This is a genomic window from Rhodoferax sp. ZS1R8, from assembly GCF_056521325.1.
Genome location: NZ_JBWMBA010000002.1, coordinates 829,507 through 851,519, shown reverse-complemented (window position 1 = coordinate 851,519; position 22,013 = coordinate 829,507). Strand labels below are relative to the sequence as shown.

The 22,013-nt window shown below is 61.3% G+C and carries 22 protein-coding genes; 14 read left to right on the top strand and 8 right to left on the bottom strand.

The window, feature by feature from the left end; translation table 11 throughout:
* Positions 1-8: 8 nt before the first annotated feature.
* A complete protein-coding gene (locus tag AC097P_RS09950; protein WP_479610234.1) occupies positions 9-836 on the bottom strand; it encodes a DUF6597 domain-containing transcriptional factor in 828 nt (275 codons plus the stop codon).
* Positions 837-938: 102 nt separating this feature from the next.
* On the opposite strand from AC097P_RS09950, the gene AC097P_RS09945 reads away from it, so the two are divergent.
* A complete protein-coding gene (locus tag AC097P_RS09945; RefSeq protein ID WP_479610233.1) occupies positions 939-1,340 on the top strand; it encodes a DUF3224 domain-containing protein in 402 nt (133 codons plus the stop codon).
* A 150-nt stretch (positions 1,341-1,490) separates the two neighbouring features.
* On the opposite strand, the gene AC097P_RS09940 is transcribed toward AC097P_RS09945, so the two are convergent.
* Positions 1,491-3,089: an aminotransferase class V-fold PLP-dependent enzyme gene (locus AC097P_RS09940; protein ID WP_479610232.1), complete on the bottom strand. Its 1,599-nt coding sequence runs from the start codon at positions 3,087-3,089 to the stop codon at positions 1,491-1,493.
* Between the two features lie 132 nt (positions 3,090-3,221).
* Between AC097P_RS09940 and AC097P_RS09935 the strand changes: the two genes are divergently transcribed.
* The 4 genes from AC097P_RS09935 to AC097P_RS09920 all read left to right on the top strand — a co-directional run bounded on the left by AC097P_RS09935 (position 3,222) and on the right by AC097P_RS09920 (position 5,632).
* Positions 3,222-3,677, top strand: coding sequence for an Lrp/AsnC family transcriptional regulator (locus tag AC097P_RS09935; protein WP_479610231.1), 456 nt, complete (start codon positions 3,222-3,224; stop codon positions 3,675-3,677).
* Positions 3,678-3,747: 70 nt separating this feature from the next.
* Positions 3,748-4,017, top strand: a complete 270-nt coding sequence (locus tag AC097P_RS09930) for a MoaD/ThiS family protein (protein WP_479610230.1) — start codon at positions 3,748-3,750, stop codon at positions 4,015-4,017.
* A 22-nt stretch (positions 4,018-4,039) separates the two neighbouring features.
* Positions 4,040-5,140, top strand: a complete 1,101-nt coding sequence (locus AC097P_RS09925; protein ID WP_479610229.1) for a WD40/YVTN/BNR-like repeat-containing protein — start codon at positions 4,040-4,042, stop codon at positions 5,138-5,140.
* Positions 5,141-5,161: 21 nt separating this feature from the next.
* Positions 5,162-5,632, top strand: coding sequence for a metal-dependent hydrolase (locus tag AC097P_RS09920; protein WP_479610228.1), 471 nt, complete (start codon positions 5,162-5,164; stop codon positions 5,630-5,632).
* Positions 5,633-5,722: 90 nt separating this feature from the next.
* Here AC097P_RS09920 and AC097P_RS09915 read toward each other — a convergent pair whose 3' ends face one another.
* Positions 5,723-6,700 carry a DUF6929 family protein gene (locus AC097P_RS09915; protein WP_479610227.1) on the bottom strand — a complete coding sequence of 326 codons (978 nt, stop codon included), beginning with the start codon at positions 6,698-6,700 and terminating at the stop codon, positions 5,723-5,725.
* Between the two features lie 77 nt (positions 6,701-6,777).
* Between AC097P_RS09915 and AC097P_RS09910 the strand changes: the two genes are divergently transcribed.
* The 9 genes from AC097P_RS09910 to AC097P_RS09870 all read left to right on the top strand — a co-directional run bounded on the left by AC097P_RS09910 (position 6,778) and on the right by AC097P_RS09870 (position 16,182).
* The gene (locus AC097P_RS09910; protein ID WP_479610226.1) at positions 6,778-7,026 is read left to right on the top strand and encodes a hypothetical protein; all 249 of its coding nucleotides are present in this window, start codon (positions 6,778-6,780) and stop codon (positions 7,024-7,026) included.
* Positions 7,027-7,047: 21 nt separating this feature from the next.
* Positions 7,048-7,278 carry a hypothetical protein gene (locus AC097P_RS09905; RefSeq protein WP_479610225.1) on the top strand — a complete coding sequence of 77 codons (231 nt, stop codon included), beginning with the start codon at positions 7,048-7,050 and terminating at the stop codon, positions 7,276-7,278.
* Positions 7,279-7,305: 27 nt separating this feature from the next.
* The gene (locus AC097P_RS09900) at positions 7,306-8,883 is read left to right on the top strand and encodes a glycine betaine ABC transporter substrate-binding protein (RefSeq protein ID WP_479610224.1); all 1,578 of its coding nucleotides are present in this window, start codon (positions 7,306-7,308) and stop codon (positions 8,881-8,883) included.
* Between the two features lie 65 nt (positions 8,884-8,948).
* Complete coding sequence (locus AC097P_RS09895) at positions 8,949-10,220, top strand: cation:proton antiporter (RefSeq protein ID WP_479610223.1); 1,272 nt, start codon at positions 8,949-8,951, stop codon at positions 10,218-10,220.
* Between the two features lie 352 nt (positions 10,221-10,572).
* Positions 10,573-11,502, top strand: coding sequence for a carbohydrate ABC transporter permease (locus tag AC097P_RS09890; protein ID WP_479610222.1), 930 nt, complete (start codon positions 10,573-10,575; stop codon positions 11,500-11,502).
* A 107-nt stretch (positions 11,503-11,609) separates the two neighbouring features.
* The gene (locus AC097P_RS09885; protein WP_479610221.1) at positions 11,610-12,344 is read left to right on the top strand and encodes a carbohydrate ABC transporter permease; all 735 of its coding nucleotides are present in this window, start codon (positions 11,610-11,612) and stop codon (positions 12,342-12,344) included.
* Between the two features lie 38 nt (positions 12,345-12,382).
* Complete coding sequence (locus AC097P_RS09880) at positions 12,383-13,741, top strand: GH1 family beta-glucosidase (protein ID WP_479610220.1); 1,359 nt, start codon at positions 12,383-12,385, stop codon at positions 13,739-13,741.
* A 30-nt stretch (positions 13,742-13,771) separates the two neighbouring features.
* A complete protein-coding gene (locus tag AC097P_RS09875; RefSeq protein WP_479610219.1) occupies positions 13,772-14,839 on the top strand; it encodes an ABC transporter ATP-binding protein in 1,068 nt (355 codons plus the stop codon).
* Positions 14,836-16,182 carry a glycoside hydrolase family 30 protein gene (locus AC097P_RS09870; RefSeq protein ID WP_479610218.1) on the top strand — a complete coding sequence of 449 codons (1,347 nt, stop codon included), beginning with the start codon at positions 14,836-14,838 and terminating at the stop codon, positions 16,180-16,182. Before AC097P_RS09875 ends, AC097P_RS09870 begins: the two co-directional genes overlap by 4 nt.
* Here AC097P_RS09870 and AC097P_RS09865 read toward each other — a convergent pair.
* From AC097P_RS09865 to AC097P_RS09845, 5 genes are all read right to left on the bottom strand, one after another.
* On the bottom strand, positions 16,157-16,996 hold the full coding sequence (locus tag AC097P_RS09865; protein WP_479610217.1) for a polysaccharide deacetylase family protein: 840 nt from the start codon (positions 16,994-16,996) through the stop codon (positions 16,157-16,159). The genes AC097P_RS09870 and AC097P_RS09865 overlap by 26 nt on opposite strands.
* A gap of 7 nt (positions 16,997-17,003) precedes the next feature.
* Positions 17,004-18,287 carry a cation:proton antiporter gene (locus AC097P_RS09860; protein WP_479610216.1) on the bottom strand — a complete coding sequence of 428 codons (1,284 nt, stop codon included), beginning with the start codon at positions 18,285-18,287 and terminating at the stop codon, positions 17,004-17,006.
* A 29-nt stretch (positions 18,288-18,316) separates the two neighbouring features.
* Positions 18,317-19,081, bottom strand: coding sequence for a glycoside hydrolase family 16 protein (locus AC097P_RS09855; RefSeq protein ID WP_479610215.1), 765 nt, complete (start codon positions 19,079-19,081; stop codon positions 18,317-18,319).
* Between the two features lie 128 nt (positions 19,082-19,209).
* Positions 19,210-20,484 carry an ABC transporter substrate-binding protein gene (locus AC097P_RS09850; protein ID WP_479610214.1) on the bottom strand — a complete coding sequence of 425 codons (1,275 nt, stop codon included), beginning with the start codon at positions 20,482-20,484 and terminating at the stop codon, positions 19,210-19,212.
* A gap of 2 nt (positions 20,485-20,486) precedes the next feature.
* On the bottom strand, positions 20,487-22,001 hold the full coding sequence (locus tag AC097P_RS09845) for a tryptophan halogenase family protein (protein ID WP_479610213.1): 1,515 nt from the start codon (positions 21,999-22,001) through the stop codon (positions 20,487-20,489).
* Between the last annotated feature and the right edge of the window lie 12 nt (positions 22,002-22,013).

Genomic DNA, 22,013 nt, shown 5'->3' with positions numbered 1-22,013 from the left:
GCTTGTGCCTATTGACCCTGCGGGTCGGCCAAACTCTTCTGGTATTCGCCCGGTGCCATGCCCACCAGCTGACGGAAGTCGCGCACAAAATGCGCCTGGTCAAAGTAGCCCAACTCCAGTGCCAGCTCGGCCCAGTTCAGCACTTGGCCAGCCTGCACCCGGGCAATGGCCTCGTGCAGGCGGTAGCGTTGCACCACCCACTTGGGGCTTACGCCCACATACTTCTGGAATAGGCGCTGCAGACCGCGTTTGTTCAGACCGCAAAGGGCAAGCACGTCTTCCACCGAAGTGATGGCGCTGTCTTGCGCAATGCGCACGAGCAGCTTGCTGACGCGTGCAACCTGCGGGTCGGTGGGTGGCAGGTGGTGCAGCAAGAAGTGTTCTGCGGCTGCGCACATCGCCGCAAAGTCGGGCGCGGCCAGCACCTGGTGCGTCAGGTCGGCACCGTTAGGTCCAAAACAGGCACCTACGTCCAACGACTGGTTCTGCAACTGGGCCACCGGCTGGCGGTAAAACGGATAGAAACCACCCGCCTTGAATTTGATACCAAACACTTGGTCTTGACCCTGCAACTGCCGCACAAACCGGCCGTGGTGCACACCCCATACGCGCGCCTGGCCATGCTCCACGACCAGGTGCACATTGGGATGCGGCAGCGTGGCCTGCTGCTGGGCGGGCAATCCACGCAGATCCCAGCGCACATGCCAGTAATGCTCCACCAGAATCGAAAGGGCAGCGCACGGCAGTTGTCGGTGGTGTTCAAACTGCCCCTGGCTGAAGCTTGGTCGCAGCACGCCGCGTGGTTGGGCAGAGGGGACGGATGAAAACGATGTCATTGGGGGTGGTCAGAAACCGCTGTCGCGTTTTTCCTATCATGCACGGGCTCGGGCCTGTGTAATCCGCACTGTGCCAAAAACGGCGCTTTGAAAGAAGACTGCATGCAACAAACACAACACATCACCGGAAATTTCGACGTCAAGCTCGTACCCCAGCCCGCCACACAGGCAACAGAATCTGCCAAGCTCGGCCGCAACACACTGGACAAAACCTTCCACGGCGACCTGAACGCACACAGCGTCGGCGAGATGCTGGCCGCCACCACCGAGGTCAAAGGCTCTGCGGGCTACGTAGCCATTGAGCGCGTTACCGGCAACCTGATGGGCAAAAAGGGCAGTTTTGTGCTGATGCACACCGGTGTCATGCACCGCGGTACGCCGCAATTGCTGGTGCAAGTGGTGCCGGACTCGGGTACAGACGAGTTGACGGGTCTGACGGGCCAGATGGGCATACAGATCACCGCTGGGCAACATGTCTATACGTTTGACTTCACGTTGCCTTGATAAGTCAATAGCCAAATACAAAAAGAAACTTACCCCTGCCCTCTGTGGGCAGGCTTGTGGATAAGCATGTTCACAAGCCCAAAAACCCACGCCAGCCAAGGCCTGCCAGACCGTGCCTTGTTTTTAGGCGGCAGTAGCGTCTGCGATTTTTTAGGTGGACAAGTGTGTTAAGGCAGCCGTGACGGACGCGGGACGCAGCGCCAGACCACCGTGCAGATGCCGCACCTGGGCAAAGCCCTGGCTGTGCAGCCATTGCGCGGCTTTCAGGCTGCGCTTGCCACTGCGGCAGACCAGTACCACCGGGGCGCCCTTGGTCGTCATCCAGGCGGCGGGCAGCGTGGAGATGGTGCTCATCGGGACGTTGATCGCGGCAAGATTGCCGTAGCGCATGCCACGGCCCGCATGGTGCTCGGATGCCTCACGCACGTCCAGCAGGCGCGCCCTGGGGTGGGCAGACAGAAACGCACCCAGCTGGCTCCACTGCAGTGTCATGGCTGCGACCTCTTCTGCACTACAAGAACTTGCGTCCACCAAAGCCGACTCGGACGGCAGCGGCGCATTTACGTCGGCTTCGTGCATGGCCATCAGCACTTGGCCGCAGCGGGCAATCGCAGCGCAGGCGGCGTCTACCAACTGCGTGCTGGCCAGGGGGCCAATGGACAGGCGCACCGCTGATGTGGTGCGCCACTGGGGCAGGCCCATGGCCTCCAGAACATAGCTGGGCGCAGCCTTGGCAGAACTGCAGGCACTGCCAGCGCTGACGCGGACGCCTGCAGCATCAAACACATCCAGCATCGCCTTACTGCTGATGCCAGGCACAGAGAAGTTCAACGTAGTCGGCAGACTGCGCGCCAGCGGCACATTGAACACGATGGCAGGGAAGGCAGTGCGCAGGCTGTGCTCGAGGCGGTCACGGTAGCCGCGCAACGTGGCGTGGCTTGCAAAGGTGTCGCCCTGCTGCAGGGCGTGGAGCACGGCGCCCAGCGCCGCAATACCGGGCATGTTTTCGGTGCCGCTGCGCATGCCGTCCTCTTGCCCACCGCCGGCCATCAGCGGCGTGAACGGCGCACCGCGGCGTACATACAGCATGCCCACGCCTTTAGGCGCATAGAGTTTGTGGCCGGAGAACGGCGCATAGTCGATACGGCTGTGCTGCAGGTCCAGATCGACTTTGCCCAGCGCCTGAACGCAATCCACCAGCCACAGGGCCTCGCTGTGAGATTGCACCAGCAAATCTTTTATGGCCGAGAGGTTTGTGATAACGCCAGTTTCGTTGTTGGCAGCCATCGTGCACAGCAACGCGGTGTCGGGCAGCCACTGGGCCAACGTTTGCAGATCGTGCTCGCCCTGGCTGTCGACCGGCAAGACGCGCAATTCCAGACCCAGCCCGAGCACGTGGTTCCAGTGCTCCAGCGCCTGCGGTACAGCCTTATGCTCCGTGCTGCCATACACCAGCAGCTGGCGGCCCTGCTCCGTGCGGCGCGGGCCAATGGCGCGCAGGGCCGACAACACGGCCGTCTGTATGCCTTCGGTGGCGCCGCTGGTAAACACCACATGGCCATCACCCGCACCTATGACCTGCGCCGCTGTGGCACGGGTTTGCTCCAGCAGATCCTTGGCCACGATGCCGTGCGAATGGCTGCTGCTAGGGTTGCCAAACTGCTCGCGCATGGCTCGGGTAGCGGCATCCAATGCTGCGGGCAGCACATGGGTGGTGGCATTGGAATCCAGGTACAAGGTATGGGTCATGGTGTCAGTGCAGTTGCTGGCGGGTGTGGCACAAGTGTAGAAAACTGCGGTGGAGAAAGCATTCCAAATTTCACCGAATTGCCGGACAATAGAGCATAAATATCCTTTGCCAAATCAAATATTGAGAAAATCATGCTAGACCGACTCGATATGCAGATATTGGATGCGCTGCAACGCGATGCCACGCTGTCTATGGCGCAGTTGGGCGCGCAGGTGGGGCTATCCAGCACACCATGCTGGAAGCGCGTGAAGCGGCTGGAGGACGAAGGATTTATCGAGCGGCGCGTGGCCGTCATCAACCGGCACAAGGTGGGCCTGCCGGTTACGGTGTTTGTCAGCATCCGTGCCGGCCAGCACGACGAGAAATGGCTGGCCCGCTTTGCCGCCGTGGTCAGCACGCTGCCCGAGGTGCAAGAGTTCCACCGCATGAGCGGCGATGTCGACTACCTGCTGAAGGTCGCGGCCTCCAGCATCGATGGGTATGACCGCTTCTACAAAAAATTGATAAGTCTGGTGGACCTGGCCGGCGTGTCTTCGGCATTCTCCATGGAGCAGATTAAAAGCAGCACCGCCCTGCCTCTGGTGTGATGCGCCTGTCGCTTGCCAAGCCAGACCGCGATGGCGATACTGCGCGGTCTGGACGAGAGGGGCTTGTGTGGTGAATGTGGAATTTGCGGCCAGCCTGCGCCGCCACGTGCAATGTGCGCCGCAACGCGTGCCATCCGGCAGCCTGCGCGCGGTGCTGGACGCGGCGCTCGCCGCCGCCCCTGCGGAGCTGCGCCACTACGTGCTGGACGACCAGGGCCACATCCGCAAGCACGTAGCCGTTTTCATCAACCAGACCATGGTGCTGAACCGCCAGAAGCTGGACCAGGAACTAAGCGACGGCGACGCCGTGCTGGTCATCCAGGCGCTGACAGGTGGCTGATCTATTACCGAAAGACACAACAATGCAAACACTATTGGTAGCCACCCGCAAGGGCCTGTTCGTTGTCCGCGGCCAAGGCACGCAATGGGCCGTTGCCGCACACCACTTTGCCGGTGACCCTGTCAGTCAGGTGTTGGCAGATCCGCGCAACGGCGACTGGTACGCGGCACTGCGCATGGGTCACTTTGGCGTGAAGCTGCGCAAGAGCGCCGACCAGGGCGCGACCTGGACCGAGATGGCCGCACCGGCCTTCCCGATCAAACCAACCGAAGGCCCGCTGGCTGACGACCCCACGCCATGGAATGTGGAAATGCTGTGGAGCCTGGCGCCCGGATCTGCTGCAGAGCCCGGCACGCTGTGGGCCGGTTGCATGCCCGCGGGGCTGTTCAAATCGGAAGACGGTGGCCAGAGCTGGAAGCTGAACACCGCGCTATGGGAACACCCCAAGCGCCTGGGCTGGTTTGGCGGCGGCAACGACTACCCCGGCATGCACTCGGTGCTGGTAGACCCGCGCAATGCGCAGCACATCACGCTGGGCATTTCATGCGGCGGCGTCTGGCAAACCACCGATGCCGGACGGACCTGGAGCCTGACCGCCGACGGCATGAAAGCCGACTACCTGCCGCCTGACAGTGAGCAAGACCCCAACACCCAAGACCCGCACCGCATCGTGCAGTGCGCCGCCCAGCCCGATGTGTTGTGGACGCAGCACCACTGCGGCCTGTACCGCTCGACCGATGGGGGGAAATTGTGGAACAGCATTGCTGCGCCCAAGCCCTCCGGCTTTGGCTTTGCCGTGGCCTGTGATCCGGTGGACCCGCTGCGCGCCTGGTTTGTGCCGGCCCAGGCCGACACGCACCGCTATCCGCTGGAAGGAAAAATGGTCGTCAACCGCACGGACGATGGCGGCAAGACCTTCACCACCTTCGCCAGCGGCCTGCCGCAGGAGCACGCCTACCACCTGGTCTACCGCCACAGCCTGGAGCTGGCTCCTGATCGGCAAACGCTGGCCATGTCGTCCACGACCGGCGGCCTGTGGATCAGCGCCGATGCCGCAGAGCACTGGCACTGCGTGAGCAGAGACCTGCCACCGGTCGCTGCGCTGGGCTGGGTGCCTGCCTAGATGCCGTTTACGCCGCTGCACATGGGGCCTGGCCTAACCTTCAAGGCCGTGCTGAACAAGCGGTTTTCGCTGATGGTGTTTGGCTGGTCGCAGATCGTCATTGACCTGCAGCCGCTGTTCGTACTGACCACAGGGCGGGGCGAGCTGCATGGTTTCTCGCACACTTTATTGGGCGCAACCCTGATCGGTCTGCTGTGTGGCGCCACCGGCAAACATCTGGGTGAGCTGGGCCTGCACATATTGCGCGAGCCACGGCACCTGCCTATTGGCTGGGGCGTGTCCTTTGCCAGCGCCTTCATCGGTACCTACAGCCACATCTTCATCGACAGCATCATGCATGTGGACGTGTTACCGCTGCTGCCCATCAGCCGCGAAAGCCCCTTGCGCGGCATCATCCTCATCAATGACTTGCATGTGGTGTGCATGGTGGCCGCGGTGGTGGGCGCCCTGGCCTGGTATGTGGTGGACCGCCGGGCACGTCGCCAGCAATAGCCAAGGATAAATCGCCACCGGGCTTTCAGGACGCCCAGCTCGCAAAAGCCGATGCACCTGACACGCAAGCCTTCCGCTTGCATACCCCTCCTACCGACCCTGCGCGGCTCGCTCCGAGCCGGGCGAAACGCCTGAGGCGGGCAGCATGACCTCCAACACCTGGGCAGCCATGCTGGGGTCATCCGGGTCGGTCACCAGCGTGCAGACCCACGTGTCCCCATCGGCCCGCACGGCCAGACCCTCGACCTTGGGCGCGCCTTCTATCAAATACAGGTGTTGTAGATGGCCATCTGCGCCGACTGTGCCGATGGCGGAGGCCACGCAAGCACCATCCACGTAGCTGTTGTCGGTGCGCTCTGCGACCGCGGTAAACGCCCAGGCACCGCCGTGCAGCGCAGCGCCATCGGTAAAGCCCAAGGGCACCCCGTCCACACCGCCCAGGTCGAGCATCTGCACCCGCTTGGGCGGTGGGGGACTGGGCTGCAAGCCTGCCAGCCAGGGCGCCGTCTGGTTCCAATCGAAGTGGATGCTGGCATTGAGCGCGTTTCCCTTGTTGCCCCGTTGCAGCAACAACAGCTCGCCACTGACGAGCAGAGCCCCTTCGATATTGAGATCGGCAAAGCGTTTGTGCAGCGGCGCATACAGCGCGGCCAGGTCCACGGTCGCCATGCGGCCATTGGGCTGGCCGTGCACGTCTAGCGCGACCAGCACGCCGATCTCACGGTTGGGCTTGGAGCCAGAGCCCAGGGCCAGCAGAGCACCGGCTGGGCAACCCGGCAGCGGCGGCAGGTGGACCAGGCTCTCGAAATCGGGCTTGGCCTTTTTGCGCTTGTCTTTGCCCTGGGGTAGCTCGCCGTCCAGCAGGCGAAGCAGCGAGCCGGTTGCAGACCCGTCGAACACACCCAGGTGCAGCTCATCGTCTGCCACCACGTACAGCCGTTCGCGCACCCGTACCAAGCCGCTGGCCGCGCTAAGGTAGGCCTTGCCGCGCGGGTGTTGCGCGGGGTCGATTTGCAGGGTCTGAACGAGGCGCGCCGACCGTGCTGCCAGGGTTGTATCGATTGCCATAACAGCCTCTCCATGTTTTGTGGCATGGTACAGGCCAGTTAGGTTAATCTCGCCGCCTCACATTACAAAGTCACACCATGAAAAAACTCAAAGTCACCATCCAGTTGGAAATGTCCGTACCCGATGACTGGGAGCTTTCCACTACCTCCGAAGGCGGGCAGGTTCTCAAGCTGTCCAATGCCCAGTACCTGGACCTGGCAATCGAACCGCTGTTCGCCGGCGATCCAGAAGATACCTGGAGCAGCACCGAAGACAATGACACACTCAACGATATTCTGGACATGGTAGAGAGCGAAGAAGTGGTCTACGAGTTTGTGACGCACTAAGCCCCCACTACCTGCCCGCCCATGGGACCGCTGGCGCTCCATGCCGTCAATGCCAACGTGTACAGCGTGCACGCGGCAGATGGATTGCACGTGGGCAACCTCAAGCACATCGGTAGCATCTGGAAGTTCAAGGCCGTGGGCTATGAAGCGGACGGCGGCGTGCTACCAGGCGGCGGGCCGCTGACGGAGCACCACAACACGGCGTTGGATGCACCAGACGCCGCAGAGCTCAACGCCCGGCTGTGCGGCTAAATCGCAGGCTCTAAGCAGCGCCACACCATGCACAACAGACCCTACCGCTACTTCATACTGCGCTGGCTCGGCGGCCTGGCGGCGGCGCTGGTGTCGTTGCTGGTGCTGTTGGGCGGCAGCACGCAGGCCACGGCCGCGGATGGTGACGGAACGCCGCTGAGCATCGGGTCCAAACGCTTCACTGAATCCTACATCCTGGCGGAATTGCTGGCGCAGCAAGCCGCACCCCACGCACGCACGCCACCCCAGGTCCGTGCGGGTCTGGGCAACACTGCCATCGTCTATGAGGCGCTACGCGCCGGCCAGATCGACCTGTACCCCGAATATGCGGGCACGATCAGCCAGGAGATTCTGAAGAGCAGCGCGCCGCTGACACTGGAGCAGATGCACCAGGCCCTGGCGCCCTTGGGTCTGGGGGTGGCCGTGCCGCTGGGCTTTAACGATGGTTACGCACTGGCGATGCGCGCCGCGGATGCCAAGAGCATCACCACGCTGAGTGCCCTTGCCGCCCACCCGGAACTGAAACTAGGTCTGTCCAACGAATTCATCGGTCGGGCCGACGGGTGGCGCGGCCTTGCCGCGCGGTACAAACTGCCGCACAGCCCGCAGGGGCTGGACCATGGCCTGGCGTATGACGCGATAGGGGCCAAGCAGGTGGACGTCATTGACATTTACACCACCGATGCCAAGATCGAATCGCTGGGTCTGCGCGTGCTCGTGGACGATCTGCAGTATTTCCCGCGCTACGACGCCGTGCTGCTGTATCGCCTGGACGTGCCCCAACGCCATCCACAGGAATGGAAATCCCTTCAAATGCTAACCGGCCGCGTGGACGAGGCCGCGATGATCGCGATGAACGCGCGCGCCGAACTGCAGGGCCTGGCGTTTGATGTGATCGCACGGGATCATCTGGCGGCCATGGCGCGCAACAGCACTACGGCCACCGCCACGCCTGCCGGGCCTGGGCCCGATGCCGGCCAGCGCGGCTTCTGGGCCAAGCTGTTCGCACCCGACCTGGCGCGCCTGACCTCGCAGCACCTGTTGTTGGTGCTGGTAGCCGTTACCCTGGCCACGCTACTGGGCGTACCCATCGCCGTGCTGACACACGGGCATCCGCGGCTGGCAGCCGTGGTGCTGGGCAGCAGTGGTTTGCTGCAGACTGTGCCGTCGATTGCGCTGTTGGCCGTGCTGATCTCGCTGCTCAGCACCATAGGCACACTGCCCGCGCTGATAGCGTTGACGCTGTACGCGCTGTTGCCCATCATGCGCAATACCGCTACCGGCCTGGCCCAGGTGCCGCCGGGCCTGCGCATGGCAGCCCAATCGCTGGGCCTGACAGCCCGGCAGCAGCTACGCTTTGTGGAGTTGCCGCTGGCACTGCCCACCATCGTGGCCGGCATCCGCACCGCTACCGCCATTGCCATAGGAACCGCTACCATTGCCGCCTTTGTCGGCGCCGGAGGCTTTGGCGAACGCATCGTCACCGGCCTGGCCCTGAATGACCGCGCCATGCTGCTGGCAGGCGCCCTGCCCGCTGCCCTGCTAGCCTTTGTCAGTGAAGCCGTGTTTGAGTTGCTGGAGCGCCGACTGCGCCCGCGTTACTAGTATCCGATTACCACCATGCCCACCTACCATCGACGTCCTCTGCCAGACACCCTGGTTGCCCTCCCATGACTAACCCCCAATGGTTTATGTTGATCGGAGGCCTGCTGCTGGTGCGCGGCCTGACGGCCAGCCTGGTCCAGCGGCTGCCGGTGACACCGGCCATCATCTACCTGGGCGTGGGCATGCTGGTGGGGCCGAGTGCGTTGCACCTGTTCCATTTCAACCCGCTCAAGGAGTCTGCGCTGCTGGAAGTGCTGACCGAAGTGGTGGTGCTGATATCCCTGTTCTCGGCCGGCGTCAAAATGCCAGGCGCATTCACCTTTGCCCGCTGGCGCGCGCCCATCTTGCTGGCCACAGTGTCCATGGTGGTGACGGTGGCACTGGTAGCAACTTTTGCCGTGCTGGTGCTGGGTTTGCCGCTGGGCGCCGGCGTGCTGCTGGGGGCCATACTGGCACCCACTGACCCGGTGCTGGCCACCGATGTACAAATCCGCCACCCCGGTGACCGCGACCAGTTGCGCTTTACGCTCACCTGCGAGGCCGGCATGAACGACGGCAGCGCCTTCCCGTTTGTGATGCTGGGCTTGGGCCTCTTGGGTTTGCATGATCTGGGCGAATCCGGCATGCGCTGGGCGCTGGTGGAGGTGCTGTGGGCCACCGTAGGTGCCATAGCCATCGGAGTCGTCGGCGGCGTTGCACTGGCGCGCATTGGCTGGAAGTTGCGCCAGGGTCCGAACCAAATGGCGCTGATGGATGACTTTTTGGGTCTGGGCTTGATCGGCGTGGTCTATGGTGCTTGCGTGCTCGTAGATGCCTGGGGTTTCTTGGCGGTGTTCTTTGCCGCTGTGGCGCTGCGCCAAACCGAACAGCGGCTGGCCAAAGCGAACAAGCCGCAACAGGGTGAAGAACCACTGGAGACCGTCAGCGAAGGCTCACTGGTCTTCAAGGAGCATTTAGAGCGCCTGTCCGAAATGGTCCTGGTCATATTGATTGGCGGCACCCTGTTCACCAATTCGTGGACTTGGGCAGCCGTGGGCTTGAGCATGTTCCTGTTTGTCGTGGCGCGCCCGCTCAGTGTGATGGTAGGTCTGGTGGGCACCGGCACCACGTGGAAGATACGCGGCCTGTCGGCCTGGTTTGGTGTTCGCGGTGTGGGCTCTTTGTACTATCTGATGTTCGCCATCCAGCACGGCTTGCCAGAGCCACTGGCATTGCAGTTGATGCAGCTTACGCTGATCGTGGTCACGCTGTCCATCTGTCTGCATGGCACCAGTGTGAAGCCGCTGCTGGGCCTGTTTTGGAAGCGGGCTCGGCAGTTGCCGCAAGACGCCACCTGAACAAAAAAAAAGGGCCAGGCAGCCCCCGCTGCACTGGCCCCAGCCCCGATCAAAACATCTGCCGAAGTTCACGCGTTCGCGTGGCCGACGGCGTTACGCAATGCTTTCAATGCCCTATTCATGAAAGCGCTTTCATTTTCTAGCATTGACGTCACAATCCAAGCTATGGTTTTCCCTAGCCTGCATTCGCACCCTGCGATAGGCGGTCATTTGTTCTCGGGTGCACGGGGTCTTTCACTAACCGGGTAGATACCCTAGGTCACATTGCTTGCGCTCAATGCTACATTTATGAAAGCGCTTTCAAAATGAAGGCAAATCGTTTATCACTGTCCATGTTCTTACCGATCCCACTATGAAGCTACCGGCACCCCTGCGCTTGTCGCCGACCTGGACGCCCTATGTGCTGCTAAGCCCATTTGTGATTCTGTTTGTGGTCTTCGGCGTATTTCCGCTGGGCTTCTCGATGTACCTGGCATTCCAGACCTGGGAGCCCACCAGCGGCCTGGATGCCATGGCCTTTGTTGGCCTGGACAACTTTGCATTTGCACTGCGCGACGAATGGTTCTGGAAGTCGCTGAAGAACACGGCCTGGCTGGCGCTGGTATCGGGCGTACCACAGCATCTGGTGGCTATACCGCTGGCCTATTTCATCCACTCCTCGTTCAGGCGCTTGCGCAACGGTGTGGTCGGCGCCTACTTCATGCCCTACATCACGTCATCGGTGGCCATTGCGATTCTGTTCAGTTCGCTGTTCTCTACCGACTTCGGTCTGATCAATGTGGCGCTACAGATGCTGCACCAGGTACCGGTGCTGGGCTGGTTGGTGCCCGGCACTCCGGTCGACTGGCTGAACCAGCCCGACAACATCAAGCCTGCCATCGCTTTGATCGTGTTTTGGCGCTATGTGGGTTTCAACCTGGTGCTTTACCTGGCAGCGTTGCAGACCATACCGCCCGATCTGTACGAAGCTGCCACGATGGACGGCGCCGGCCGTTTTCAGAAGTTCTGGTACATCACGCTGCCCAGCCTCAAACCCATGATGTTCTTTGGCGTGACCCTAAGCGTCATCGGCGGCCTGCAGTTGTTCGAGGAGCCCTTCATCTTGACGGGTGGCAAGGGCGGTTCAGACCAGGCCGGCATGACAACGGCCGTCTACCTGTACCGCATGGCATTTGACTTCAATGACTTTGGTGCTGCCAGCGCCATGTCGTGGTTGCTGTTCGTAGTAGTGGCCCTGCTGACCTGGATCACCAACCGCATCTTCCGCCAGCGCGGCCAATGACACAGGCATGCAAAACCCAATGAAAACCGACCGTCTGGCCCCCTGGGCCGCCTATTGCGTGGTGGGGATCGGCATGCTGTTCATGCTGGCGCCCTTCTATTTCATGTTTGTCTTTGCGACACTCGCGCACCGAAATCTTCAGCCTGCCACCGCCTGTCTTCTTTGGTGATGACTTCTTCAACAACCTGGCCATCCTGACCAAGAAGATCGCCTTCTGGCGCAACCTGGGCTGGAGCGTGTACGTGGCGCTGGCATCCACGGCGCTGACGCTGCTGTTTTGCTCCATGGGCGGCTATGCCTTTGCGATGTTTGACTTCCGCTTCAAGAACGCATTCTTCGGGCTGGTCATGGGCACGATGCTGCTGCCCTCATTCATGAACATGATTCCGACCTTCATGATCATGGACATGCTGGGCTGGATTGACCAGCCCCGTGCGCTGTACATACCAGGCGCTGCAAGTGCGTTCGGCATTTTCCTGATGCGGCAGTTTGTCACATCGTCCATCCCACGTGAATTGGTGGAGGCCGCCCGCATGGATGGCTGCAGCGAGCTGGGCATCTATTGGCGCATCGTGCTGCCGCTGCTCAAACCTGCACTGGGCACGCTGGGTTTGATCACCTTCATTGCGTCGTGGAACAACTTCATCGGGCCGCTGATCGTCATGCGCTCACCCGACATGTACACGCTGCCATTGGCACTGCGCAGCCTGCAAAGCCCGGTGGACACCGAGTGGGGCGCGCTGATGACAGGCTCTGCAATCGCCACATTGCCGCTGATTGTTTTGTTCGTCATTTCTTCCAAGCAGCTGATTTCCGGGCTGACCGTAGGCGCTGTCAAGTAAGCCCGCTTGCGCCCTTCCCTATTTCATTTTTCGAATCCATGACCACGTTTGTGCCCTCTCTTACCAAATCCCAGTTTCCAGACGACTTCGTATGGGGCGTTGCAACCAGTGCCTTCCAGATCGAAGGTGCGGCTGCGCTGGACGGCAAAGGCCCCTCCATCTGGGACAGCTTCTGCCGCCAGCCTGGCGTGATTGCCGACCACAGCAACGGCGACGCGGCCTGCGAGCACTACCTGCGCTGTGCCTCGGATCTGGACATGATTGCCAACCTGGGCGTGGATGCCTACCGCTTCTCCATCGCATGGCCACGCGTACGCCCTACCGGTGAAGGTGCGTGGAACGAGCAGGGTCTGGACTTTTATGAACGCCTGGTCGACGGCTTGCTGGACAGGGGGATCAAACCCTACCTGACGCTGAACCACTGGGATCTGCCGGATGCGCTACAAGCCAAAGGCGGTTGGGCACACCGCGACACAGTGCACCGCTTTGTGGAGTATGCAGAGGGCATACAGGCGCGCATGGGAGACCGCCTGGCCTCGATCGCTACGCACAACGAACCTTGGGTCGTGGCAGTACTAGGCCACGAGACCGGCGTGTTCGCCCCTGGCATCAAGAACCGCGCCACGGCCGCCCAGGTATCGCACCACCTGCTGCTGAGCCACGGGCTGGCGGTACAAGCCCTGCGTGCACAAGACAGCAAGGCCACGCTAGGCATTGTGTTGAACCTGTCGCCGATGCACCCGGCCACCACGGCCGCCGCCGACCAGGCGCAGGCCCAGTTGGAAGACGGTAAGCTGTTGCGCTGGTACATGGACCCGTTGTTCAAGGCACGCTATCCGCAAGATGTGCTTGACCACCTGGGGCCCGATGCCCCGGCCATGCAAGCGGATGATTTGAAAAACATCGCGGTGCCCATCGACTTCCTGGGTGTGAATTACTACACACGGTCGGTGGTCAGTGCGGACAAGTCCTGGAAAGCCGAGTCCAGCGGCCTGGAAATTACCGACATGGGCTGGGAGGTCTACCCCGAGGGCCTGACCGAACTGCTGGTGCGCATGCACCGTGACTACGCTGTACCACCCCTGTACGTGACCGAAAACGGCGGCGCGTTCAAGGATGTGCTAGAGGGCGGACGCGTGCACGACCAGGCACGCACCCGCTACATCCAGCACCACGTTGCGGCGGTCGCAGAGGCCATGCGACAGGGCGTGCGCATGCAGGGCTATATGGTGTGGAGCCTGATGGACAATTTTGAATGGGCCTCTGGGTACGAGAAACGCTTCGGCATCGTACATGTGGACTACGCAACCCAGGAGCGCACACTCAAGGACAGCGCCCGCTGGTACCGGGACTTTCTCGCCACAGCCCAATCGCAGCACGCTGCGGCTTCACGCTGACCCCCGCCAATTTCCAACAAGGACACCACCATGGGCCAGGTTTCGCTGCGGGCCATCCGCAAAAACTTTGACACGATAGAAGTCATCCGGGGCATTGACCTGGACATTCGGGAGGGCGAATTCCTCGTCTTTGTAGGACCTTCGGGCTGCGGCAAGTCCACGACACTGCGCATGATTGCCGGGCTGGAGACAATCTCTGGCGGCGATCTGCTGATCGACGGTGTGCGGGCCAACGACATGCGCCCAGCCGACCGGGGTGCGGCCATGGTGTTCCAGAGCTACGCGCTTTATCCGCACATGACGGTTGCTGAAAACATGGGCTTTGCGCTGAAGATGGCCGGCGTGTCCAAGGCCCAGCGCACCGAGCAGGTAGGCCGTACGGCAGAGATTCTGCGCATCACCGATCTGTTGGAGCGCTACCCCAAGGAACTCTCGGGCGGCCAGCGCCAGCGCGTCGCCATTGGCCGCGCCATCGTGCGCAAACCCAAGGTCTTTCTATTTGACGAGCCGCTGTCCAACCTGGACGCTGCGCTGCGCGTCAACATGCGCATCGAGTTGTCGCGCCTGCATAAGGAGTTGCGTACGACCATGGTCTACGTGACGCACGACCAGGTGGAAGCCATGACCATGGGCGACCGCATCGCCGTGTTCAACCAGGGCAGGATCGAACAGATTGGCGGCCCGATGGATCTCTACAACCGGCCCGCCAACGAATTCGTTGCCGGCTTCATCGGCTCGCCGCGCATCAACTTCATTGACCGGCCGCAAGCCGGCACCGCGTCTGCTGCGCACACCGAACTGTGGAAAAGCCTGGCGCAGGGCACGCACGCCGACGCCCACCGCATTGGCATTCGTCCGGAACACCTGGGCGTGGGCGCGCCCGAACAAGGTATACCGGCTACCGTAGAACTGGTGGAGCAACTGGGAGACTCGGCCATGGTGCACCTGCGGGTTGACCGCATCACCGCACTGCTGATTGCCAAGGTAGCGAGCAACGAAGCCATGCTCGTTGCGGGTCAGACAGTGGGCCTCGTGGTGGGGGCGCCACTGAAGGCGCTGGCATTTGACCAGCAAGGCGTTTTGATGGGCACCCGATGACCCGCGTTCGCTACTTCTTAACCGCCAAAGACAAGGGCCCGTACCTTGCTGCACAAGCCGAGTTGGTATTGGATGGAAGCCAACCGGCTCCTCAGGACATGCCGCATGTGCTGGTCAACACGGATCGGCGATTCCAGGTCGTGTTGGGGTTTGGCGCCGCCTTCACCGAAGCCGCTGCCGTCACCTGGAAAGCCCTGCCCAGCGCCCAGGGGGACCAGGTGCTGCAAGACTACTTCCACCCCACCCTTGGCCACGGCTACAGCCTGTGCCGCGTGCACATGAACAGTTGCGACTTTGCGCTGGGTAACTATGCCCACACCGAAGTGGCCGGCGACGTCGATCTGAAACACTTCAGCATTGACCGAGACCGCAAGGCGCTGTTGCCGTTCATCAAGGCAGCACAGAGGGTATCTGCACGGCCACTGCAGCTGCTGGTGTCGCCCTGGAGTCCCCCCGCCTGGATGAAATCGAACGGCGAGATGAACCACGGCGGCAAACTGCTGCCAGCCTTCGCCCCGGCCTGGGCCCAATGCTTCGTGCGCTTCATACGCGAATACGAAGCCGAAGGTGTCCCGGTATGGGGTGTATCAGTGCAAAACGAACCCATGGCCACGCAGCGCTGGGATTCCTGCATCTACACCGCCGAAGAAGAGCGCGACTTTGTGCGCGACCACTTGGGGCCAGCGCTGGCCCATGCCGGTCTGGGACACATCAAGATCGTCATCTGGGACCACAACCGCGACTTGATGGTGGAGCGCGCCAGCGTGGTGTACTCCGATCCACTGGCGGCGCAGTACGTGTGGGGCTGTGGCTTCCACTGGTACGGCGAAGACCACTTCGACCACGTGCAACTGGTGCACGATGCCTGGCCAGACAAGGCGCTGCTGTTCACCGAGGGATGCCAAGAGGGCGGTCCACACCACGGCTCATGGGCCCTGGGCGAGCGGTATGCGCGCTCAATGGTCAATGACCTCAACCGCTGGACCACCGGCTGGATCGACTGGAACCTGCTGCTGGACGAAACCGGCGGGCCCAACCATGTTGGCAACCTGTGCAGCGCGCCGATTCTGGCGGACCGCGCCACAGGAACCCTGCAACACCAAAACTCATTTGCCTACATTGGACACTTCAGCCGCTTCGTCCAGCCAGGCGCGTACCGTGTACTGTGCGCGGCCAGCCGGCAAGACCTGGAAACGACTGCTTTCGTCAACCCGGACGGCAGCACTGCCGTGGTGGTCTTGAACCGTACCGAGAACGCTATAGCTTTTACGCTGCGCGTGCGAGACGCCCACTGCGCCACGGAACTACCAGCGCGGGCTATTGCGACGTATGTACTGGCGTGACGCGCTGGGCCCTGACGTACTGCATGATGCGCACAAAGGTATCAGTCCAGTAAATGTGGCGGTGGCTGGCAAGGTAGGCCAGCAGCTCTTCATGCGCCTCGCGCGATACCGACAGGTAATCCCCACCCACGCCGTGGAAGGTGATGTTGACCATCGTGCCCGCCGATGCGGCGCGCTGCACCAGGGCAATGAGTTGGGCACCGCTGACGTCTGACACTGCCTCGACCCCGACCGTATAGGGGTCGAGTGCTTGCATATCCTGCACGAGGCCTCCAAAGGCGGACTTCATCGCGACGAAGTCACCCTGCAGTTGTTGCAGGTAGGGCTCTCCCGACGCTTTCAAGTCGCCACACGGCGCGGCAAAGCTGCGTGCCTGCCGGCCATCGATGGCGCGCAACAGGGTGTTTCCTAAGCGTATTTGCGCGACGAGTTGTGCGACGCTGGTCGTGTCCAAATCGTTGTCCACATTTACCCAGCTCCTATCGGGTGCCGAGCCGGAGCATTGGTGAAACAGCGTGTGATTCCCGAGTTCATGACCCTGTGCTGCGACCTCTCTCCAATCGGCCAAGCGCCTGGCTACGGTGTCACTGCCCAGCGTGAGATAAAAGCTGGCTTTCAGGCCATGCCGGTTCAGCGCAGGCACGGCTACATCCAACTGCGAGCTCAACGCATCGTCATAGGCCAGACTGACGGCGGCGCGCACTTGCTGGGGCCACACCAAGGGCTGTTGAGTGGTTTGCGCTACCGCCGCAACGGATACCACCCACGCGGCCGCGGCTAACAGCGCCGTAATACAACGGGCAAGAATTACCACTGCAAGCTCAAGCGTTGGCGGCGGCAACGCAATCCAAAGATTCCAGCTCGCCGGTTTCGCGGGCTTGCCTTCCATACACCCACTCAAATACAGGGGAAGCCATCAACGTAGTCACAATAGCCATCAGCACCAGCATGGAAAAGAGACCAGTGCCGATCACGCCCTTCTGCAAGCCGATGTTGATGATGATCAGCTCCATCAGCCCACGCGCGTTCATCAACGAACCGATACCCAGGGCGGTGCGATTGTCCTGCCCGCACAGCCGGGCGGCCACATAACAGGCACCTCCTTTGGCAAGGATCGATCCCGCCAGAACAGCCAGGGCAATCAGTGCCAGCTCTGGGTTGTTGATCATCGTGAGCTGGGTATTGAGGCCGGAAAAAGTAAAAAACATCGGTAACAGAACGACCACGGCAAAGGGTTCGATCTGCTTTCGCAGTTCGGTGGCAAACAGACCGCGTGGCATCACTGTACCAAGCAGGAAGCCGCCGAACACAGCGTGCAAACCGATGCCATCGGCGATAAAAGCGCACAACATGAATGCCATCAACGTCATCGCCATCGTGGTCGAGCTGAACTTGCCGTCGCGCTCCACGGTGCGACCCAAGGGCGCGAGCAACCGCGGGCCCAACAGCAACACCACGCTTGCAAATACAACACCCCCCCCGATGGTCTTGATAGCTAGCTCTGGGCCGGCACCAAAGCTGGCCAACACGATGGCCAGCACGCACCAGGCACCGGCGTCATCAATCGCGCCTGCGGACAGAGACAGGGTTCCCATTTTGGAGTTGCTCAAGCCGCGCTCATGGATGATGCGGGCCAGCATTGGGAACGCGGTGATGGAAATAGCCGCGCCCATGAACAGCGTGGCGTTAAATTGGCTAGCACTGCCCGAGAATAGGCCGGGCACAGTCATCAACCACGGGGTGATCAGAACAGCGACGAGGAATGGTGCAGCCATACCGGAGATAGACACTGCAGCGGCGGCGCCAGCGTTGGCTTTGAACTGGTCGGTACGAAAGCCCAGGCCCACCAAAAACATGTAAAGCCCTACGCCCAACTGCGCCCCGACATAGAGCACGGTGATAGATTCTTTAGGAAAGAGCACATGGTGCCACTGCGGTGCGAGAAGGCCAAAAAGGGTTGGTCCCAGCAGAACACCGGCAATCATTTCGCCGACAACTTGCGGTTGGTGCAGATACCTTTGGCCGAACCAGCCTACTGCCCGGCAAGTAGCCAGCACGACAAACATTTGTATGAAGAATACAACCGACAGTTGTGCGTTAGACATTTTCTCTTCCGTGGGGCAGGGTGTTCATGTTACCGAGCTTTTTGGTATACCCGAACGTACTCCACGTCCATCTGGACTGGGAAAATGCTGTCGTCCACCGCACCACCCAGGTCCCCGCCAACCGCCACATTGAGGATCATGAATTGCGGCGCGTCAAAGGGCCAGGCATCCACACCGGTTCCCGGGTTCTTATAGATGAAGTGCACCTTGCCATCGACGGCAAAAACAATCTGCTGTGCCGTCCAGTACATCTGGTAGTTGTGGAAGGTATTGCAGGCGTCCACCACAGTGGTGTCTGCACCTTTTCCATTGCCGCCACTGCCGGCCGTCGTATGAACGGTACTGAACGCCCGCTCGGGCCGGCTACCGACCCACTCCATGATGTCCAGCTCGCCACCTGCGGGCCATGTGCCTTGGCTGCCCACCATCCAGATGGCGGGCCATGTGCCTTTGCCGCAGGGCAGCTTGGCGCGGATGTCAAAGAAGCCGTATGTCCAGTCTTTTTTGCCCAATGTTGCCAGCCGCGTCGACGAGTAGGCCTGCCCGCCCCAGTCTGCCTGGTCGGCGCGTGTTTCCTTGCGTGCGGTGAGGGTCAGTACGCCATCGTGGACGCGCGCGTTCTCCAGGCGCGGGCCGCTGTAATACTGCTTTTCATTGTTGTACCAGCCTTCTTTGTTGCGTCCCGTTTCGTGGACCCACTTGCTGGCATCCGGGAAGCCATCGTTCGCAAATTCATCCGACCACACCAGAACGTGGTCGGCAGGTACGGAAAGCGTGGTGGGGTTGGTGATCATAGGGGTGGGCATTGCAGGTTCGGGCGCTTTAGCGGAGGTACTGCCCGCACCGCTACAGGCCGTGAGGGCCAGCAGCACAAGAGAAGCGGACAGAGAGAAGAGTCTTTGCATGGTTTACCTTCAGGCGGCTAGCGGTGTGCGCGCTGCTCCAGCAGACGCTGTGCATCGGCGAGTGCGGTGCGGATGTTCTTGCCATTGAGCATCACCTTGTCCAGTTCAGTGTTGATGACCTCATCGGCAAACGAGCTTTGCTTGTGCACCTGGACCGCGGTGATCTTGCGCGCGGTGTCGCGCCACAGCATGCGCGCCTGCTGCCCCCCGAGGAAAGCCACCGGTTCTTCGAAAAATGCTGCATTGTGGGCGTCCAGCAGCGCTGGGAAAGCATCGTATTGGGTGAATGCTTCCAACTGGCGGTCACGGTTCAGCGTCATGAACTGGATGAACTCCCACGCCAGTGCCTTGCGCGCCGGGTCCGAGCGGCGCGGAATGGAATAGAACGAGCCGCCATACGAGACGGTAGAGCCCTCCGGCAGCGCCGCGGCGCGCCACAGGCCCGCGGTTTTGGGAGCCACCCAGTTGCTGAGTTGTCCCACCATCCAGGCGCCGGTGACCTCAGTCGCCACGGTACCGCGCTTAAAGCCTTCGGACCACTCGTTGGACCATGCGGTGGTGCGTGCATCCAGCTTGTGGCTGCGGGCCTCACGGGCCACTTCAAAGGCGCGCACGAATCGATCAGACGTGACCAGCACATTGGAATCCTTGTCAAAATACTGGCCCTCACCAGGCTGGATGCCAGAGCGGATCAAAATATCCTTGACGCTTTGCACGGTGCCGATCAGATACGCACCGGTCTTGGCCTTGATGCGCACACCCGCGGCCACATAGCTGTCCCAAGAGCGCGTCAACTCTTCCTCTGCGACGCCTGCACGCTCCAGAATGTCCTTGCGGTAGAGCAAGGTGCCAGGGCCGATGTCGGTGGGCATGCCGACCACGGCACCCCTGCTGTTGGTCGCCTGTTGGTAGGCGAACGGCACCATGCGGTCCTGGAAGCGTCCGATGGCAAACGGCTCTCGGGACAGGTCCTCAAGCCCCGCCCCTTGGGAGAAGCGGCCCAGGAAGCTGGCCTCCAGCACCATGACATCGGGCAAATTGCCGGATGTTGAGAGCGCCGTTGTCATGGCCGTGTGGTGGTCCTGGTATTGCCGGGTCTGAATCTTGACTTCCACATCCGGGTGCAGCTTTTTCCACTGCGGCAGCGCAGCACGGGCGATCTCATCAACCAGAGGAAAGGCTGCAACATTGAGCACAGTGGGCGCTTGGGCACGCACGCCAGCGGCGGCGAGCGCACCGGTGGCCAGCACCGTGCGGCGGTTAAGACTAGAGGGTTTGTGAAAGTCGTGCATTGTCAGACCTTGGGCGCGCCGCAGTATTTTTGAAAGTAGGCTTGGTGCGTGGGCAGTTGCGCCACCGTCCTGTCGATACTGGACTTGATACCGTCCAGAAAGCGCGACAGTTCGGCATCTCCCATCAGGTCTGCCGATTGGTGGTGCTGCTTGGGCATGATGCCCTGCCCCAGCATCACCTGTATCCAGGAGTTCTCGGCAAACAGTTCGTTGGGAATGCGGAACACGCGCCCGGTTTCGCGGAACAGGTCTATGCGGTGCTGCAGCGACGCCGGCACCTCCATGTTGCGGCAGGCGTTCCAGTAGGGCGAATCAGTCCGGTTCGTCACCTTATAGTGCAACACCACAAAATCGCGGATGTGTTCGATCTCGTTCAGCGTCTGCTGGTTGTACTCGTCCACATCGGCCTGGCAGATTCCGCGCACCGGAAACAAGCGCATCAGCCGGATGATGCCGCGCTGGATCAGGTGGATGCTGGTGGACTCCAGTGGCTCAATAAAACCGCTTGCGAGGCCGATGGCGACACAGTTCTTGTGCCAGGTTTTTTGGCGCTGGCCGGGCTGGAACTTCAGCACCCGAGGCTGCATCAAGGCCTTGCCCTGCAGGCTACCCATCAGTGTGGTCTTGGCCTGTTCGTCGTCGATGTAGCGGCTGCTGTACACCAGACCATTGCCAACCCGATGCTGCAGCGGAATGCGCCACTGCCAGCCACAAGCGTGGGCGATGGAGCGGGTATAAGGCACGGCATCGCCAGCCGACTCGGTCTGAACGGCCGCAGCGCCGTCATTGAAGAGCCAGTGAGACCAGTCCTGGTACTCGACCTTCAAGGTTTCACCGATCAACAAACCCCGAAAGCCGGTGCAATCGATGAACAGATCGCCCTCAATGTCCGCCCCTGAGTCCAGCGTGATGGACCGGATGTGGCCGCTGTCCGCGTGTGTGTTCACGTGGACAATCTTGCCCTCCACACGCTGCACGCCAAAGCCTTCGCTGAACTTGCGCAAAAATCGCGCGTACAGCGTTGCGTCCAGATGGAAAGCGTAGTTCATACCGGTGCGCGGCAGGTGGGCGAACCGGCCTGCCAGTGCCGCCTTCAGTTCCAGGCAATAGTCGCCATAATCGCCCGCCAGTTTGCGCTCTCTGCCCTTGTGCCAGAAGTGCTGAAAACCGGCGGTCCAATGGTCCGTACCTGTTGTACCAAAAGAGTGGACGTAGTTTTCGCCAACATTGCGCCAATTCTCAAAGCCAATACCCAGTTTGAACGTTGCCTGGGTGGCGGCCATGAACTCCTGTTCGTTGATTTCCAGCAGTTCGTGGAAAGTCAGCAGTGTGGGGATCGTGGCCTCTCCCACACCCACGGTTCCAATCTCATCCGACTCAACCAGCTTGATATGCAGCGACTTGCCCAGCGTTTTGGACATCAGCGCGGCCACCATCCAGCCGGCCGTACCTCCACCTGCGATCACGATGCGTTTGATGGGTTTGGCGTCGCTATCGGCGTAGCCTTGTTCGTTCAATTCAGTCTCCTG

Excerpts from the sequence above, each read along its gene's own strand:
- AC097P_RS09950 (WP_479610234.1), bottom strand. The coding sequence starts at position 836 with ATGACATCGTTTTCATCCGTCCCCTCTGCCCAACCACGCGGCGTGCTG.
- AC097P_RS09945 (WP_479610233.1), top strand. The coding sequence starts at position 939 with ATGCAACAAACACAACACATCACCGGAAATTTCGACGTCAAGCTCGTA.
- AC097P_RS09940 (WP_479610232.1), bottom strand. The coding sequence starts at position 3,089 with ATGACCCATACCTTGTACCTGGATTCCAATGCCACCACCCATGTGCTG.
- AC097P_RS09935 (WP_479610231.1), top strand. The coding sequence starts at position 3,222 with ATGCTAGACCGACTCGATATGCAGATATTGGATGCGCTGCAACGCGAT.
- AC097P_RS09925 (WP_479610229.1), top strand. The coding sequence starts at position 4,040 with ATGCAAACACTATTGGTAGCCACCCGCAAGGGCCTGTTCGTTGTCCGC.
- AC097P_RS09920 (WP_479610228.1), top strand. The coding sequence starts at position 5,162 with ATGGGGCCTGGCCTAACCTTCAAGGCCGTGCTGAACAAGCGGTTTTCG.
- AC097P_RS09915 (WP_479610227.1), bottom strand. The coding sequence starts at position 6,700 with ATGGCAATCGATACAACCCTGGCAGCACGGTCGGCGCGCCTCGTTCAG.
- AC097P_RS09910 (WP_479610226.1), top strand. The coding sequence starts at position 6,778 with ATGAAAAAACTCAAAGTCACCATCCAGTTGGAAATGTCCGTACCCGAT.
- AC097P_RS09905 (WP_479610225.1), top strand. The coding sequence starts at position 7,048 with ATGGGACCGCTGGCGCTCCATGCCGTCAATGCCAACGTGTACAGCGTG.
- AC097P_RS09900 (WP_479610224.1), top strand. The coding sequence starts at position 7,306 with ATGCACAACAGACCCTACCGCTACTTCATACTGCGCTGGCTCGGCGGC.
- AC097P_RS09895 (WP_479610223.1), top strand. The coding sequence starts at position 8,949 with ATGACTAACCCCCAATGGTTTATGTTGATCGGAGGCCTGCTGCTGGTG.
- AC097P_RS09890 (WP_479610222.1), top strand. The coding sequence starts at position 10,573 with ATGAAGCTACCGGCACCCCTGCGCTTGTCGCCGACCTGGACGCCCTAT.
- AC097P_RS09880 (WP_479610220.1), top strand. The coding sequence starts at position 12,383 with ATGACCACGTTTGTGCCCTCTCTTACCAAATCCCAGTTTCCAGACGAC.
- AC097P_RS09875 (WP_479610219.1), top strand. The coding sequence starts at position 13,772 with ATGGGCCAGGTTTCGCTGCGGGCCATCCGCAAAAACTTTGACACGATA.
- AC097P_RS09870 (WP_479610218.1), top strand. The coding sequence starts at position 14,836 with ATGACCCGCGTTCGCTACTTCTTAACCGCCAAAGACAAGGGCCCGTAC.
- AC097P_RS09860 (WP_479610216.1), bottom strand. The coding sequence starts at position 18,287 with ATGTCTAACGCACAACTGTCGGTTGTATTCTTCATACAAATGTTTGTC.
- AC097P_RS09855 (WP_479610215.1), bottom strand. The coding sequence starts at position 19,081 with ATGATCACCAACCCCACCACGCTTTCCGTACCTGCCGACCACGTTCTG.
- AC097P_RS09850 (WP_479610214.1), bottom strand. The coding sequence starts at position 20,484 with ATGCACGACTTTCACAAACCCTCTAGTCTTAACCGCCGCACGGTGCTG.